Origin of the sequence: Mycobacterium ostraviense (genome assembly GCF_002705925.1) — a bacterium.
Lineage (GTDB): Bacteria > Actinomycetota > Actinomycetes > Mycobacteriales > Mycobacteriaceae > Mycobacterium > Mycobacterium ostraviense.
On the sequence record NZ_NKRE01000001.1, the window covers coordinates 4,419,244 to 4,432,795 of the forward strand.

Annotated in this window: 15 protein-coding genes; 5 read left to right on the forward strand and 10 right to left on the reverse strand. The window is 67.0% G+C overall.

Annotated elements, in window-relative coordinates; translation table 11 throughout:
* Positions 1-37: 37 nt before the first annotated feature.
* The 5 genes from CDN38_RS20685 to CDN38_RS31940 all read right to left on the reverse strand — a co-directional run bounded on the left by CDN38_RS20685 (position 38) and on the right by CDN38_RS31940 (position 4,400).
* The gene (locus CDN38_RS20685) at positions 38-712 is read right to left on the reverse strand and encodes a methyltransferase family protein (protein ID WP_075513520.1); all 675 of its coding nucleotides are present in this window, start codon (positions 710-712) and stop codon (positions 38-40) included.
* 21 nt (positions 713-733) lie between these two features.
* Complete coding sequence (locus CDN38_RS20690; RefSeq protein WP_099319156.1) at positions 734-2,380, reverse strand: ABC transporter permease; 1,647 nt, start codon at positions 2,378-2,380, stop codon at positions 734-736.
* Entirely contained in the window at positions 2,377-3,315 is a 939-nt protein-coding gene (locus CDN38_RS20695) for an ABC transporter ATP-binding protein (protein ID WP_075513521.1), read from the reverse strand. The genes CDN38_RS20690 and CDN38_RS20695 overlap by 4 nt, the downstream gene beginning before the upstream one ends.
* On the reverse strand, positions 3,305-3,943 hold the full coding sequence (locus tag CDN38_RS20700) for a TetR/AcrR family transcriptional regulator (protein ID WP_075513522.1): 639 nt from the start codon (positions 3,941-3,943) through the stop codon (positions 3,305-3,307). Before CDN38_RS20700 ends, CDN38_RS20695 begins: the two co-directional genes overlap by 11 nt.
* A gap of 103 nt (positions 3,944-4,046) precedes the next feature.
* A complete protein-coding gene (locus tag CDN38_RS31940) occupies positions 4,047-4,400 on the reverse strand; it encodes a hypothetical protein (RefSeq protein WP_161951714.1) in 354 nt (117 codons plus the stop codon).
* On the opposite strand from CDN38_RS31940, the gene CDN38_RS20710 reads away from it, so the two are divergent.
* Positions 4,381-4,530: a response regulator transcription factor gene (locus CDN38_RS20710; protein ID WP_244307488.1), complete on the forward strand. Its 150-nt coding sequence runs from the start codon at positions 4,381-4,383 to the stop codon at positions 4,528-4,530. The two genes, CDN38_RS31940 and CDN38_RS20710, sit on opposite strands and share 20 nt — an antisense overlap.
* Positions 4,531-4,608: 78 nt before the next feature.
* Here CDN38_RS20710 and CDN38_RS20715 read toward each other — a convergent pair whose 3' ends face one another.
* The gene (locus CDN38_RS20715) at positions 4,609-5,283 is read right to left on the reverse strand and encodes an O-methyltransferase (protein ID WP_075513562.1); all 675 of its coding nucleotides are present in this window, start codon (positions 5,281-5,283) and stop codon (positions 4,609-4,611) included.
* Between the two features lie 227 nt (positions 5,284-5,510).
* Between CDN38_RS20715 and sigE the strand changes: the two genes are divergently transcribed.
* The 4 genes from sigE (at position 5,511) to tatB (ending at position 8,993) form a co-directional block, all read left to right on the forward strand.
* A complete protein-coding gene (gene sigE / locus CDN38_RS20720) occupies positions 5,511-6,275 on the forward strand; it encodes an RNA polymerase sigma factor SigE (protein WP_075513524.1) in 765 nt (254 codons plus the stop codon).
* Between the two features lie 184 nt (positions 6,276-6,459).
* Positions 6,460-6,852 carry an anti-sigma E factor RseA gene (gene rseA, locus CDN38_RS20725; protein ID WP_075513525.1) on the forward strand — a complete coding sequence of 131 codons (393 nt, stop codon included), beginning with the start codon at positions 6,460-6,462 and terminating at the stop codon, positions 6,850-6,852.
* 160 nt (positions 6,853-7,012) lie between these two features.
* Positions 7,013-8,539, forward strand: a complete 1,527-nt coding sequence (gene htrA, locus CDN38_RS20730) for a serine protease HtrA (protein ID WP_075513526.1) — start codon at positions 7,013-7,015, stop codon at positions 8,537-8,539.
* 52 nt (positions 8,540-8,591) lie between these two features.
* Positions 8,592-8,993 carry a Sec-independent protein translocase protein TatB gene (gene tatB, locus CDN38_RS20735; RefSeq protein WP_075513527.1) on the forward strand — a complete coding sequence of 134 codons (402 nt, stop codon included), beginning with the start codon at positions 8,592-8,594 and terminating at the stop codon, positions 8,991-8,993.
* Between the two features lie 8 nt (positions 8,994-9,001).
* Here tatB and CDN38_RS20740 read toward each other — a convergent pair whose 3' ends face one another.
* From CDN38_RS20740 to CDN38_RS20755, 4 genes are all read right to left on the reverse strand, one after another.
* On the reverse strand, positions 9,002-10,153 hold the full coding sequence (locus CDN38_RS20740) for an Mrp/NBP35 family ATP-binding protein (protein ID WP_075513528.1): 1,152 nt from the start codon (positions 10,151-10,153) through the stop codon (positions 9,002-9,004).
* Positions 10,154-10,200: 47 nt separating this feature from the next.
* Positions 10,201-11,574 carry a lytic transglycosylase domain-containing protein gene (locus CDN38_RS20745; protein WP_075513529.1) on the reverse strand — a complete coding sequence of 458 codons (1,374 nt, stop codon included), beginning with the start codon at positions 11,572-11,574 and terminating at the stop codon, positions 10,201-10,203.
* 113 nt (positions 11,575-11,687) lie between these two features.
* A complete protein-coding gene (locus CDN38_RS20750) occupies positions 11,688-12,230 on the reverse strand; it encodes a DUF1003 domain-containing protein (RefSeq protein WP_075513530.1) in 543 nt (180 codons plus the stop codon).
* Positions 12,227-13,534, reverse strand: a complete 1,308-nt coding sequence (locus tag CDN38_RS20755; RefSeq protein WP_075513531.1) for a magnesium transporter MgtE N-terminal domain-containing protein — start codon at positions 13,532-13,534, stop codon at positions 12,227-12,229. The genes CDN38_RS20750 and CDN38_RS20755 overlap by 4 nt, the downstream gene beginning before the upstream one ends.
* Between the last annotated feature and the right edge of the window lie 18 nt (positions 13,535-13,552).

A 13,552-nucleotide genomic window follows, 5' to 3' on the forward strand; every position in this document is an offset into this window, starting at 1 on the left:
TGGCAGCAACCGAATTTCGCCACTCCGACCCGACTTGCTACCAGACGTGAGGTAGTAGCCGATAGCGCACACGCTGCATGTAGTCGCGATATCCATCCAGTTCCACGGCGAGTGCCTTCTCCTCGTCCAGAATGCGGAGAACGAGGACGAGCATCCCCGGGATGACACCCAGCAGCCCCCAATAGGAGCCCAGCGCAAGCGGCATGCCCACCATCAAGATCACGTTCCCGACGTACATCGGGTGCCGCACGAACCGGTAGAAACCGCTGGACACCACTTTCTGACCCGCCTCCACCGTCACCGTCGCGGCGGCGTAACTGTTCTGGACGACCACCAGCATGGCGATTGCAAGTCCGGTCGCGACGAGTAGGTCGCCGACCACGCACAGCGCCACCGGCACTGCCGACCAGCCGAATCGATGGTCGAGCGCGCTGAGCACCATCATGGCGACGACGCCGATGAACGCGCCCATGATGATGAATTTCTGGGCTGTCCTGGTTTCCGCGCGCGGTCCCGCGTGCATGCGCCGCTGCAGCGCGGCCGGGTTTGTCCGGGCCAGGTAGATGCTGGGCACGATCGTTGCAACCGTGAATACGGCGATGAAAACCCATGCCTGCCAATAGTTGAACGTGCCCGCAGGGTAAAACAGCACAAATCCGAATACGATCAGACCGGCCAGCCCCGAGACAACGGCCCGCAGACCAGTTTTCATTTCCCCTCCCGATGCTCTCGGCTAATTCCGCATGTCACGTCGTTGAAAAGCCATGGCGCCCAATGTGGTCAATCCCGCATCTATAGCCAGCAGCCACAGCAGCGGCTCGGCGGTGAAGTCGCGGCCGCCAACTCGTGGGGTGTGTGCGAACGGTTCCAAGTCCAGCAGCCACTGCGGGAAACCCGACAACGAACCAAGCAGGTACAACGCGACGAAGCCGACCAGGACGCCCCACGCTACCGGTGTGAACCGCGGTGCCACACCGAACAATGCGATGGTCACCGCGGACAGTAGCCAGACGCCCGGTAGCTGTACCGCCGCGGTGGCGACAGCGGTGGTCAGCTTGCCGCCGAGGTCGCCGGCGGTGGCGCCGTAGGTGAGTCCGGCCACCACGCCGGAGAGCAGTATCGCAGCCGCCGGACCGGCCAGCGCGATCACCAAATGGCTTGACAGTAACCGCATCCGGGATACCGATCCGGCGAGCAGGGTCTCGGCGCGCTGAGCGAGTTCCTCCTGGTGCAGGCGTAGCGACAGCGAGACGGCGAACGCGGCGGCGACCATGCCCAGCATGGTGAAGCCCACCGCGACAAAGGCTTGCTCCAGCACGCTGGTGCCGCCCAACCGCGCGACGATGTCTCGTACCGCGGTGCCACTGCCCAACTCCTGTCCGATGCCGTGCACGATGCTGCCGATCAACAGCCCGTAAAGCACCAGACCCACGGTCCAGACCAGCACCGCGCCGCGGTCAAGCCGCCACGCCAGCCCGAAGATGTTGCCCAACCAGGGTGCCGCGGTGGCCGGACCGCCGCGTTCGGCGATGAGCCCGGCGCCGACGTCGCGGCCGGCGAGCAGCCGATAGGCCACCACGGTCAGCGCGGTGGCCGTCGCCAGATGCAGTATCAACACCCACCAGCGATCCCCCGCATAGGGCCTGACCTGAAGTGACCATCCCAGCGGGGAAAACCACGACAACGCCCCCGACCCGGCGTCACCGACGGCCCGAAGCGCGAACACCGTGCCGAGCACGGCGAACGCGACACCGCGGGTCACCCGGGCGCTGGGCGATAGCTGCGCGGCGACGCCGGCCACGGCGGTGAACACCAATCCCGACCCGGCCAGGGCCGCGCCGAAGGCCAGCGACCCGGACGGCGCCACCTTGGTGGTCAGCAGTCCCGCCGCACCGATAGCACCGGTTGCGACCGACGCCGAAAACGACAACAGCAGTGCCGCACTGAGGCTTGCGTAGCGGCCGACGGCGGTGGACTCGATCAGCTCGGCCCGGCCGGTCTCCTCGTCGGCCCGGGTGTGGCGGATGACGGTGAGGATGACCGCCACCGCGATGAGGGTGTGGAACATTCCGGCTTTCCAGATGCCGACGGCGCCGAGACTGTCGTTGTAGACCTGGCCATAGAGCGCTCGCTGGGCCGGGCTGGCAGCGATCGAGGCCACGAACCCCGCACGATCCTGCCGGGCGGGGTAGACCTTCTCGATACTGCTTACATACACCGTGGCCAGCGGCACCGACAGCAGAAACACCCACAGCGGCAACACCACGCGGTCGCGCCGTAAGTAGAGCCGCAGCAGTCCCAGGGTGCCGGTGAAAGCCGACTCGCGTTGCGGTGCAGATTGCGGTTCGGGGCGTTGGCGATTCAGCGTTGCGGTGCTCATGTCGCCGGTACCTCCTGGCTGCGTTCGCCGACGCGCGGGCCGACGCTGTAGTGGCGCAGGAATAGTTCCTCCAGCGAAGGTGGTTGACTGACCAGACTGCGCACCCCGGCGTCGCCGAGCACCCGGACCAACTCGCCCAGGCTTTCGCCGTCGACCTGGGCCCGCACCGTGTTGCCTTCGACCGTGACGTCCTCGACACCCTTGATCCGGGTGAGATCGCCAGGGTCGCCGATCATTTCGGCCTTGATCGAGGTGCGGCTGAGGTGGCGCATGGATTCCAATGAGCCGCTCTCGACGGTCTTTCCGGCCTGAATGATGGTGACCCGTTCGCACAGGGCTTCCGTTTCGGCCAGAATATGGCTGGACAACAGGATGGTGACCCCACGGCCCCGCGCCTCCTTGACACATTGCTGAAAGACGTTCTCCATCAACGGGTCCAAACCGCTGGAGGGCTCGTCGAGCAGCAGCAGCCTGGCCCGCGACGAAAATGCCGAAATCAGGGACACCTTCTGGCGGTTGCCTTTCGAGTAGGTGCGTACCTTCTTGCACGGGTCGAACTCGAAACGCTCGATCAACTCAGCACGAAGCTTCTCGTCGATACCGCCCCGCATCCGAGCCAGCAGATCGATGGTCTCGCCACCAGTCAACGTCGGCCACAACGTGACATCGCCTGGAACATAGGCAATTTGGCGGTGCAACTGAACCGCGTCCGCCCAGGGGTCGCGACCCAGCAGCCGCGCACTGCCGCCGTCAGCCTTGGCCAGGCCTAACAGAATCCGGATGGTGGTCGACTTCCCGGCGCCGTTGGGTCCGAGGAAGCCGTGGACTTCGCCTTCGTGCACGGTGAGGTCAAGGCCGTCGAGCGCACGCACCGCCCCGAAGTTCTTGATCAGCCCCCGAATATCGATAAGGGCCGAGGCGTTGTCACTGGACATCGGATTCTCCTTGCTTCGCTTCGGCGAGGAAGGCCTCGTACATGGAGCGATCAGCCAGCAGGCCCTCGGTGTAGAGCTCCAGCGCCGGCAGCACCATGTCGCGCGCGTAATCACGGAGTACCGCACGCAGATCGGTTGGGGTTGCATGCATTTGCAGGTACAACAGAAAGCCGCCACCCCCGGTGATGGCCAGGTATTTGGCCCTGGCCTGCGGGTCGCGGCTGGGTTTGACGGTGCCGGCCCGCACTCCGTCCTCGAGGTAGTCTTCCGCATTGTCGATCATCTTCTGCCACAATGTCATTGCCAATTCACCGCCGGATTGCATGCTGCGCACCAGGTAGGCCATCAGCGGTGCGTAGGACTCGACTTGGGCGAGTTGGCCCAGCCAGGTGGCCGGGTCGTTGGACTGCATCGCCGCCGACTTTTCGCTGCGGATCTCTTCGGCGACGTAGTCGTCGCAGGCCTTGCGCAGACCCTCCTTGGAGCCGAAGTGGTGGATGACCAGGGCGGCGCTCACTCCCGCGGCTTCGGCGATGCTTCGCAGTCCAACGCCGAAACCGTGCTGACCAAACTGCTCGATGGCCGCATCCCTGATGCGGGCCGCCGCAGTCAAGTCGACTGAACGCATGTTCAGTACACTAAACGTATGTTCAGTCGAGAGTCAAGGGAGGGACCGTCAGGAATCCGTTAAAGGTTGGTTGATGGGCTTGAGGGACCACACCGCCGTGTCGTTACGGCACGACGGTGCCGTTGGAGCCGGTGCTGCCGCCCAGCCCACTGAGCCCAGGGAGAGAAAAGCCGGTGCCGCCCGTGCCGCCGGCTCCACCGGCGCCGCCGTCGCCGGCTTGAGCAGGGGGGGCGTTGCCGCCGGAAGAGCCGGTATCGCCGCCGTTGCCTCCGGTGCCGCCGTTGCCGCCGGTGCCGCCATTTGCCAACCCGGTGTTGTCAGGTGACCGCACCGGCATGGAACCGGTGCCGGTGTCGCCGCCGCCGCCACCGGCACCGCCGTCGCCGCCTTGACCGCCGTTACCACCGGCCAACTGGCCGAAAACGATCGCACTTGTGGTGTCGAAGGGCCTGACCAACCGGGAGATCGCAGAGGTCCTGTCGCTGTCGGTCCGCACCGTCGAAGGGCACATCTACCGCGCCACCTTCAAGGCCGGAATCGCTAGTCGCGCCGAATTGGCGAAGGTGGTCCAGCAGTTCAATCACTGAGTCGCGCACTTCGCCGAGCAGACGCAAAATCGCGCTAGAATGCTCGGTCCAGGGCGATTTTGCGTCTGCTCGGCGAAATTAATCCCGGACTGCGGCCAGCACCCCATCACCCAGCGGCACCAGCGCCGGGGTGAGCCGTTCGTCCTCGGCGATCAGTCGGGCCGCCTCCCGGACCGCGGTCACCTCGGCGTCGCGCGCCGCCGGATCACCGGCCCGTCCGCCCAGCGCTGCCCGGTGCACCACGATGACCCCGCCGGATCGCAGCAACCGGACACCCTCGACCACGTAGTCCGGTTGATCGACCGGGTCGGCGTCGATGAACACCAGGTCGTAGGCTTCGTCGGCGAGTCGGGTCAGCACCTCTTGGGCACGCCCGCCGATCAGCCTGGTGCGCGACGGTCCGATTCCAGCCTCGTGGAAGGCCTGCTTGGCGAGCCGCAGGTGCTCGGGCTCGATATCGATCGTGGTCAGCACGCCGTCATTGCTCATGCCGGACAGCAACCACAGTCCGCTGACACCCGCTCCGGTACCCACCTCGGCGACCGCCTTGCCGCCGCTGAGCTTGGCCAGCAGGCTCAGCAGGGCGCCGACCGCGGGAGTCACCGCTCCGGCGCCGATGTCCATGGCGCGCTCACGGGCGCTGGTCAGGATCGCGTCTTCAGATATCGACCCCTCGGCGTGCGCAGACATCAGTTCGGCCCGACTGGGGGCCTGCGGGCCGTGGGCGACCGAGCTGTCACCGGTGCCGTCCATGTCGGCAGCGTATGCCGGATCGGCGACGCCGTCGGGCAGGCGCGCCCGATGGCCGGGACCTGAGCCCGCACCGCCGCGGCCGCTGCCGACACGCCCGGGACGCACCGCGCGACCAAGGTCACCCCGCACCCGAAAAGCCCAGGAAAATCCAGGTAACGAAATGGTTTCTCAGCCAAAGCTCAGTTTGCTCATATACCGCCCACACGCCGGTACGCGACGGTATCGGTATGGAACGAGGCGGACGCTGGGCGGGGAATACCGAGTGGCAACTTCGCGTTGCCGGGAACGAGCTGCCAACGCTTGATGGCACGGGAATTCCGGAGGGACACGACATCGCCACTTTGAGCACGACAACCATGTCTCACCCCCAACAGATCCGCGACGACGAGTGGGTCGAACCGTCTGACGGGTTGCTGGGTACTGCGGTATTCGACGCGACCGGGGACAAGGCCGCAATGCCGTCGTGGGACGAACTCGTGCGTCAGCACGCCGACCGGGTGTACCGGCTGGCCTATCGGCTCTCCGGCAATCAGCACGATGCCGAGGACCTGACGCAAGAAACGTTCATCAGGGTTTTCCGGTCGGTCCAGAACTACCAGCCGGGGACCTTCGAGGGCTGGTTGCACCGCATCACCACCAACCTCTTTCTCGACATGGTCCGCCGCCGGACCCGCATCCGGATGGAGGCGTTGCCCGAGGATTACGACCGGGTGCCTGCCGACGACCCCAACCCCGAGCAGATCTATCACGACGCACGGCTGGGGCCCGATTTGCAGGCTGCCCTCGATTCGCTGCCGCCGGAGTTCCGCGCCGCAGTCGTGTTGTGCGATATCGAAGGTCTGTCCTACGAGGAGATTGGTGCCACCCTCGGTGTCAAGCTCGGCACCGTGCGGAGCCGGATCCACCGCGGACGCCAGGCGTTGCGCGACTATCTCGCCGCCCATCCCGAACACGGCGAGGCCTACGCGCGATCGGTGAGGACAGGCGGTTAAGACAAGCGCCAGGAGCCGAACCATCGGTTTGGCTGCTGCATGGTTGCCAACTGGTCCCAAATCCTCTGGTTTTACTTGCTGATGATGGTTATCCGGCACCGGGCCGCGCTACATTCGAAATACCAAGGCGAGAAACGACCCGATAACGCCTGGAAATGGCTCGAAAGCGCGGAAGGAGCTGGTGATGGCCGACCGGGGACATGTGTTTCGGCGCGCGTTCTCCTGGCTTCCCACCCAATTCGCTTCGCAAAGCGATGTGCCGGTCGGTGCGCCGCGCCGGTTCCGGTCCACCGAGCACCTCTCCATCGAGGCCATCGCCGCGTTTGTCGATGGTGAGCTGACAATGAACGCCCACCTGCGCGCGGCGCATCACCTGTCGCTGTGCCCGCAGTGCGCGGCCGAAGTAGACGATCACAGCCGTGCTCGCGCCGCGCTGCGCGACTCGTGTCCGATCCGCATCCCCAGCACGCTGCTCGGGTTGTTGTCGGAAATCCCGCATCAGCCGTCCGACGACGCGACGCCGCTGCCGGATCCTTTCGCTCTGCGCGATGTCCGTGGCCAGCGCAAGCGTCGCTAGCTTGGCTGGCTGCACCCCGGATGAAGGCCGGCCGCCTGCTGGCTTCAGCCATCAGAAATGTCACGGATACTAGGGTGGACACCGATAACGCCGCGTCCGGCAGGGCGGGCCGTCATGGTCCGTGTCGCCAACGCTCAGCAGAGAACCAGAAGAGGATCACGTGACCTCCGACCAAGGCAAAAACAGTGGCAGTACCGGTGTGGGGGACGGCGGCCCCCGCCTGGCGCCGCGTCCCGTCTTTCGGCCACCGGTCGATTCCGCATCGCGTCAAGCGTTCGGGCGACCATCGGGGGTGCAGGGTTCGTTTGTGGCGGAGCGGGTTCGTCCGCCGAAGTACCAGGACCAGGCCGAGTTCCGAGTGCACGAGCAACCAGCCGACCCGGTGCTGGAGGAAGCCTTCAGCCGGCCACCCGGCGGCGTCGACTCGCTGCAACGCCACCCCATCGACGCCGGGGCGCTGGCCGCCGAAAAGGACGGTCAACAGGACGAGCCTGATGATCCGTGGCGCGATCCCGCCGCGGCGGCCGCTCTGGGAACCCCGGCACTGACCCCACCGCCACCACACAGCGCGCTCGGCCAGCGGGGCAAGCTCGGCGTGCGCGATGTGCTGTTCGGCGGCAAGGTGTCCTATCTGGCGCTGGTCGTCCTGGCCATCATCGCGCTGGTGATCGGCGTGACCGGCGGTGTGATCGGCCGCAAGACCGCCGAAGTCGTCGAGGCGTTCACGACATCGAAGGTGACGTTGTCGACCAGCGGCAACGCCGAGGAGCCGGCCGGCAGGTTCACCAAGGTGGCCGCGGCGGTCGCCGACTCGGTCGTGACCATCGAATCGAAGAGCGACCAGGAGGGCATGCAGGGTTCCGGTGTCATCATCGACGGTCGCGGCTACATCGTCACCAACAACCACGTGATCTCCGAAGCCGCGAACAACCCCAGCCAGTTCAAGACGACCGTGGTGTTCAACGACGGCAAGGAGGTGCCCGCCAGCCTGGTGGGGCGTGACCCCAAGACCGACCTGGCCGTGCTGAAGGTCGACAATGTCGACAACCTGACCGTGGCCCGGCTCGGTGATTCCGGCAAGGTACGAGTCGGCGACGAGGTGCTGGCCGCCGGTGCGCCGCTGGGACTGCGCAGCACCGTGACGCATGGCATCATCAGCGCGCTGCACCGTCCCGTTCCGTTGTCGGGGGAGGGTTCGGACACCGATACGGTGATCGACGCCTTGCAGACCGACGCCTCGATCAACCACGGCAACTCCGGCGGTCCGCTGATCGACATGGATTCGCAGGTGATCGGCATCAACACCGCCGGCAAGTCGCTCTCGGACAGCGCCAGCGGCCTAGGCTTCGCCATTCCGGTCAACGAGATGAAGGTGGTCGCCCAAACGCTGATCAAAGACGGAAAGATCGTCCACCCGACGCTGGGTATCAGCACGCGTTCGGTGAGCAACGCGATCGCATCGGGTGCGCAGGTGGCCAACGTGAAGGCCGGAAGCCCCGCCCAGAAGGGCGGAATTCTGGAAAACGATGTGATCGTCAAGATCGGCGACCGTAAGGTGGCCGACTCCGATGAGTTCGTCGTCGCCGTACGGCAGCTGACCATCGGGCAGGACGCGCCGGTGGAGGTGGTCCGCGAGGGTCGCCACGTCACGCTGACGGTCAAGCCCGAACCCGATACCAGCTCGTGATGATCGCAAGCGCGGCACAGCCGGGCGCAGCGGGTCATCACCGTCCGATCTGATGTTCGCCAACATCGGCTGGGGGGAGATGCTCGTACTCGTCGTGGTCGGGCTGGTGGTGCTTGGCCCGGAACGGCTCCCCGGCGCGATCCGCTGGACCGCGGGCGCGCTGCGTCAGGCTAGGGAATACCTCAGCGGTGTGACCAATCAGCTGCGCGAGGACATGGGACCCGAATTCGACGACCTTCGCGGGCACCTCAGCGAGCTGCAGAAGCTGCGGGGCATGACGCCGCGTGCGGCGTTGACCAAGCACCTGCTCGACGGCGACGATTCCCTCTTCACCGGCAACTTCGACCAGCCGGCCGCCGCGACTCCCGCGCAGCCGGCCGACCCGCCGCCCGGGACGGAACGGCCCGTTCCTGACGAGCCCGCACGTCCTCCGTTCGATTCCGACGCGACCTGAACAGCCGCTCAGCGCCGGGTCGGGTCGAGCCCCAGCGACATGCCGGCCAGCCCGCGGCGCCGGGCCGCCAAACTCTCGGCAATGTTGAGCAGCTCTTTACCCACCGCCGAATCCGGCGCACTCAAGACCAGCGGCACGCCCGTGTCACCGGCGGTTACCAGCGCGGGGTCCAGTGGGATCCGGCCCAGCAGCGGCACGTCGGCGCCGACCGCACGGGTCAGCCGCTCAGCCACCTGCTGACCTCCGCCCTCGCCGAACACCTGCAGCGTGCTGCCGTCCGGAAGCGTGAGTCCCGACATGTTTTCGACGACGCCGACAATCCGCTGCCGGGTCTGCAGGGCAATGCTGCCGGCCCGTTCGGCCACTTCGGCAGCGGCCAGCTGCGGCGTGGTCACCACCAGGATCTCGGCGTTGGGAATCAGCTGAGCCACCGATATGGCGACGTCGCCGGTCCCGGGCGGCAGGTCGAGCAGCAGCACGTCCAGATCACCCCAGTACACGTCGGCCAGGAACTGCTGCAGCGCCCGGTGCAGCATCGGCCCGCGCCACACCACCGGCGTGTTGCCCTGGGTGAACTGCGCGATCGAGATGACCCGCACCTCGTGGGCGATGGGCGGCAGGATCATCGACTCCACCTGCGTCGGCCGGTCGGTGGTACCCATCATCCGGGGAATGGAATGACCGTGAATGTCGGCGTCCAGCACGCCGACCGACAGGCCACGGGCGGCCATCGCCGCGGCCAGGTTGACCGTGACGGTGGACTTGCCGACGCCGCCCTTGCCGGAAGCGACGGCATAGACCCGGGTCAAGGAGCTGGGCTGGGCGAACGGGATGACCGGTTCCCGCGCGTCACCGCGCAGCTGTTTGCGCAATTCGGTGCGCTGCTCGTCGCTCATGACGTCCAGGCTGACCCGGACGGCTCCGGTGCCGGGAACGTCGGACACCGCCCGGGCGACGCGCTCGGTGATCTCAGTCTTCTTAGGGCAGGCGGCAGTGGTCAGGTAGATACCGACATGGACCTCGCCCTGCGGGCTGACGTCGACACCCTTGACCATTCCGAGTTCGGTGATGGGTCGCCGAAGTTCCGGGTCGATCACTTTGGCCAGTGCGGTGCGCACAGCGGCAGTGAGGTTGGCGGCGTCGTCTCGAGTTCCGGACATCACCGCCGAGTGTATGCGGCCCTGGTGTCGGCCAGCCGGTCGACCGGTCAGCTCACCGGAGTGAGCACCGGCCCGCCCGGCACCGGCGTGGTCGGCGCAGGTGCGGGCGAAGGCCCGGCCGGTTTCGGCGACGCCGAGCCGGACGGGGCCGGGGCTGCCGGTGGCGGCTGGCCAGGGTCGCCGAGCGCGGGCAGCTCGGCTGGCGGGGGAGCGGCGGGAGCAGCCGGCGGTGTAATCACGATGCCGCCGAACGGGATTGGGGGACCCCCGGGCGCAACCGCGTCCGGCGGGTTCTGCGAGGTGATGCAGATCAGCGTGCACCCGGGTTGCGGCGCCTGGGGCTGGGGGGTGGGTTGTTGCAGCCACGGCCACAGCGGCGGCGGCGTGTTGGCCAGCTGCGGCGGGCCGAAGTCGATCAACGGAATGTGGCCCATCGGGTCGTAGGCGCCCAGGCCGTTGACGTTCATCGGCAGGTTGGGCCCAAGCCCCTCCGGATGCTCCAGGTGTGCGTCGCCGATCGGCGGCGGCGGCCCGGTGATCGGCGGCAGGTCGACCGGCACCACGCCGGTGGCGTACGCCGCCGCCCAGCCCAGCACGTTCTGGGCATAGGGCATCGAGTTGTTGTAGCGCAAGATGGCGGCCATGACCTGCGCGGGGTCCCGCAGGTTCAGTCCGCCGCTGCACAGGTAGCGAGCGGCCGCCAGCGTGGAGTCGAACAGGTTCTGCGGATCGGGTACGCCGTCGTTGTCGCCGTCGACGGCGTAACGCGCCCAGGTGCCGGGCAAGAACTGCATCGGGCCCATGGCGCGGGCGTAGGTGACGCGGTTGCCGATCATGCTCTGGATGATGACCTCGTTGCCGGGCAACGTGCCGTCCAGGGCGGGCCCGTAGATCGGGCTGACCGCGGTGCCGCGTGAGTCGACCGCGCCGCCGTTGGCGTGCATCGACTCGATCCGCCCGATCCCGGCCAGCAGGTTCCAGCTGATGCCGCACGCCGGCGCGGCAACGGCCATCTTCTGTTCGGCGTTGCGATAGGCCGTCAGTGCCATAATTGGAATGCCAAGCGCGCCGGGCGAATTCACGATCATGGGTGGCGGTGGGGCGGCGGTGGTGGCCGCGGCGACGTGGAAGCCGGTCGGCGGACGCGGGACGGCGATGACCGTCGGTCCGGACAGGTCGACGAGGGGGGACGGGGCGACCGCGGCCACCGGTGTGATGGCGGTGCGCGCCGACGGCGTCCGTCCGTGGGACGCAGGTGCCGCGCCGCCGACCGCTCCGGCGAACACCAGGGGGGTGATCATGGCTATGCCGAATACCGGTGACTTCGTGAGGCGCATGGCCCGCTGGCGCACCGAATCCCACAACTGGGTGGCGCCTTCAGTAACGGCCGGGTGAGCACCCCAGCGGCCCCCTATGCGCACCTCGACCGTCCTCAATTATGCGAGCCGTCGAATAACTATGCTTCTTAGCCTCGTGAACTAGATCACCATACATAACTCTTGTGACGGGAGTGGCGCAATGGGGGAGTTGGTTCTCACAGGGTTTTCCTCGCTCGGCGTTCCGTCCCGTCAGTCGCCCGCGCCGGGTCGGCGTCCGGATGGGCAGACTGCAAATCGGCCATCAGAGTACGCAGGCTCTCCAGTTCGTGTCGCAGGTAGTCCCGCGTCGGGACCTCGCCGATGGCCAACCGCAGGGCAGCCAGCTCCCGCGCCAGGTATTCGGTGTCGGCCTTTGTCTGCGCGGCGCGGCGGCGGTCCTCTTCCAGGGCGACGCGGTCACGGTTTTCCTGACGGTTCTGGGCCAGCAGGATCAGCGGTGCCGCGTAGGCGGCCTGGGTGGAAAAGGCCAGATTGAGCAGGATGAACGGGTAGGGATCCCAGCGCCAGTGAGCCGCGAACAGATTTAACGCGATCCAGGTCAGCACCATCAGCGTTTGCAGCAGCAGGTAACGGCCGGTGCCGAAAAACCGTGCGATGCGTTCGGTGACTTGCCCGAGAGCCTCAGGGTCCAGCCGCGGCGTGAACCTGCGCGACGTCCGCGGGGTGTACAGCCGCCGAGGTGCTGAGGGCTTGCTCACAGGTCTCCTCCGGATCGGGCGGGTCGGCCGGCGGGATCGAGCTGCTGCACGTCCACGCGCCAGTCAGGCGGCAGCAGATGATCGAGCAGGTCGTCGACCGTCACCGCGCCCAACAGGTGGCTCTGATCGTCGACCACCGGCCCGCACACCAGGTTGTACGCGGCGAAATAACGGGTTACGGCGGCCATTGGGGTCTCCGGTGTCAGGGTCAGCAGGTCGGTGTCGACGAGTCCCCCCACCAGGTCGGCCGGCGGTTCGCGAAGCAGTCGCTGCAGCTGCACGCAACCCAGGTAGTGGCCGGTGGGGGTGGCCGTCGGCGGGCGCGCCACAAAGACCATGGACGACAGCGCGGGGGTCAGGTCGGGGTCGCGGACCCGGGCCAGCGCTTCGGCAACCGACGTGTCCGGGGTGAGCACCACCGGATTCGAGGTCATCAACCCGCCCGCGGTGTCGGGCGAGTGCTTCAGCAGCCGTCGCACCGAATTGGAGTCGTCGGGGTCCATTCGGGTCAGCAACGTCTCGGCATCGTTCGGATTCAGCACCCCGAGCAGGTCGGCGGCGTCGTCGGGATCCATCTCCTCGAGGACGTCGGCAGCGCGATCGGTCCCGAGTTGGGACAAAACTTCGGCCTGATCCGATTCGGGCAGCTCCTGCAGGATGTCGGCCAGCCGTTCGTTGTCGAGCGCCCGGAACACCTCGTAGCGGCGTTTGGACGGGAGACCGCGGATGGCGTCGGCGACGTCGACCGGGCGCCGCCCCTCGAACTGGTCCAGCAGTTGTGCCACGGCCTGACCGGGCATGGCCAGGGCAGACGGCGTCAATCCGCGTACGTATTGCCAGTCCACGATGTGTACCGGTCCCCGCCGTCCCAGCCGTCGGTGGGCGCGAACGGCGACCCTGGTCACCAGCCAGTCGCGGGTTCGCGTTTGCTCGATGCCCAGGTCGGTCACCACCAGGTCGGCGCTGGCCAGCTCCGGCAGGGCCGGGTCGTTGACCTTGACGGGTGTGTCGAGCACTTGGCCGATTGCCAGGACCTCACCCGGCCGCTGTTCGAAGTGGCGTAACGACACGCTGCCGGTGGCGAGTGTCACCGCGTCCGGCTCGATCGCAGCGACTCGCAGGATCGGTATGAAGATGCTGCGGCGGGTCGCCAGATCGACCACCAGCCCCAGTACGCGCGGCTGCTGGCGGACAATGCTGATGCTGATCACGACATCGCGAACCCGGCCGAAGGATTCGCCGAGCGGACCCAGCACCATCATCCGCGACAGCCGCGCCACATAAACCCTGTTGACCGAGCCCATGATTGAGAGCGTAGGCAG

What these genes read in the sequence shown, in the direction of transcription:
- CDN38_RS20685 (WP_075513520.1), bottom strand. Translation starts at nt 712, where the DNA reads ATGAAAACTGGTCTGCGGGCCGTTGTCTCGGGGCTGGCCGGTCTGATC.
- CDN38_RS20690 (WP_099319156.1), bottom strand. Translation starts at nt 2,380, where the DNA reads ATGAGCACCGCAACGCTGAATCGCCAACGCCCCGAACCGCAATCTGCA.
- CDN38_RS20695 (WP_075513521.1), bottom strand. Translation starts at nt 3,315, where the DNA reads ATGTCCAGTGACAACGCCTCGGCCCTTATCGATATTCGGGGGCTGATC.
- CDN38_RS20700 (WP_075513522.1), bottom strand. Translation starts at nt 3,943, where the DNA reads ATGCGTTCAGTCGACTTGACTGCGGCGGCCCGCATCAGGGATGCGGCC.
- CDN38_RS20715 (WP_075513562.1), bottom strand. Translation starts at nt 5,283, where the DNA reads ATGGACGGCACCGGTGACAGCTCGGTCGCCCACGGCCCGCAGGCCCCC.
- sigE (WP_075513524.1), top strand. Translation starts at nt 5,511, where the DNA reads ATGGAACGAGGCGGACGCTGGGCGGGGAATACCGAGTGGCAACTTCGC.
- rseA (WP_075513525.1), top strand. Translation starts at nt 6,460, where the DNA reads ATGGCCGACCGGGGACATGTGTTTCGGCGCGCGTTCTCCTGGCTTCCC.
- tatB (WP_075513527.1), top strand. Translation starts at nt 8,592, where the DNA reads ATGTTCGCCAACATCGGCTGGGGGGAGATGCTCGTACTCGTCGTGGTC.
- CDN38_RS20740 (WP_075513528.1), bottom strand. Translation starts at nt 10,153, where the DNA reads ATGTCCGGAACTCGAGACGACGCCGCCAACCTCACTGCCGCTGTGCGC.
- CDN38_RS20755 (WP_075513531.1), bottom strand. Translation starts at nt 13,534, where the DNA reads ATGGGCTCGGTCAACAGGGTTTATGTGGCGCGGCTGTCGCGGATGATG.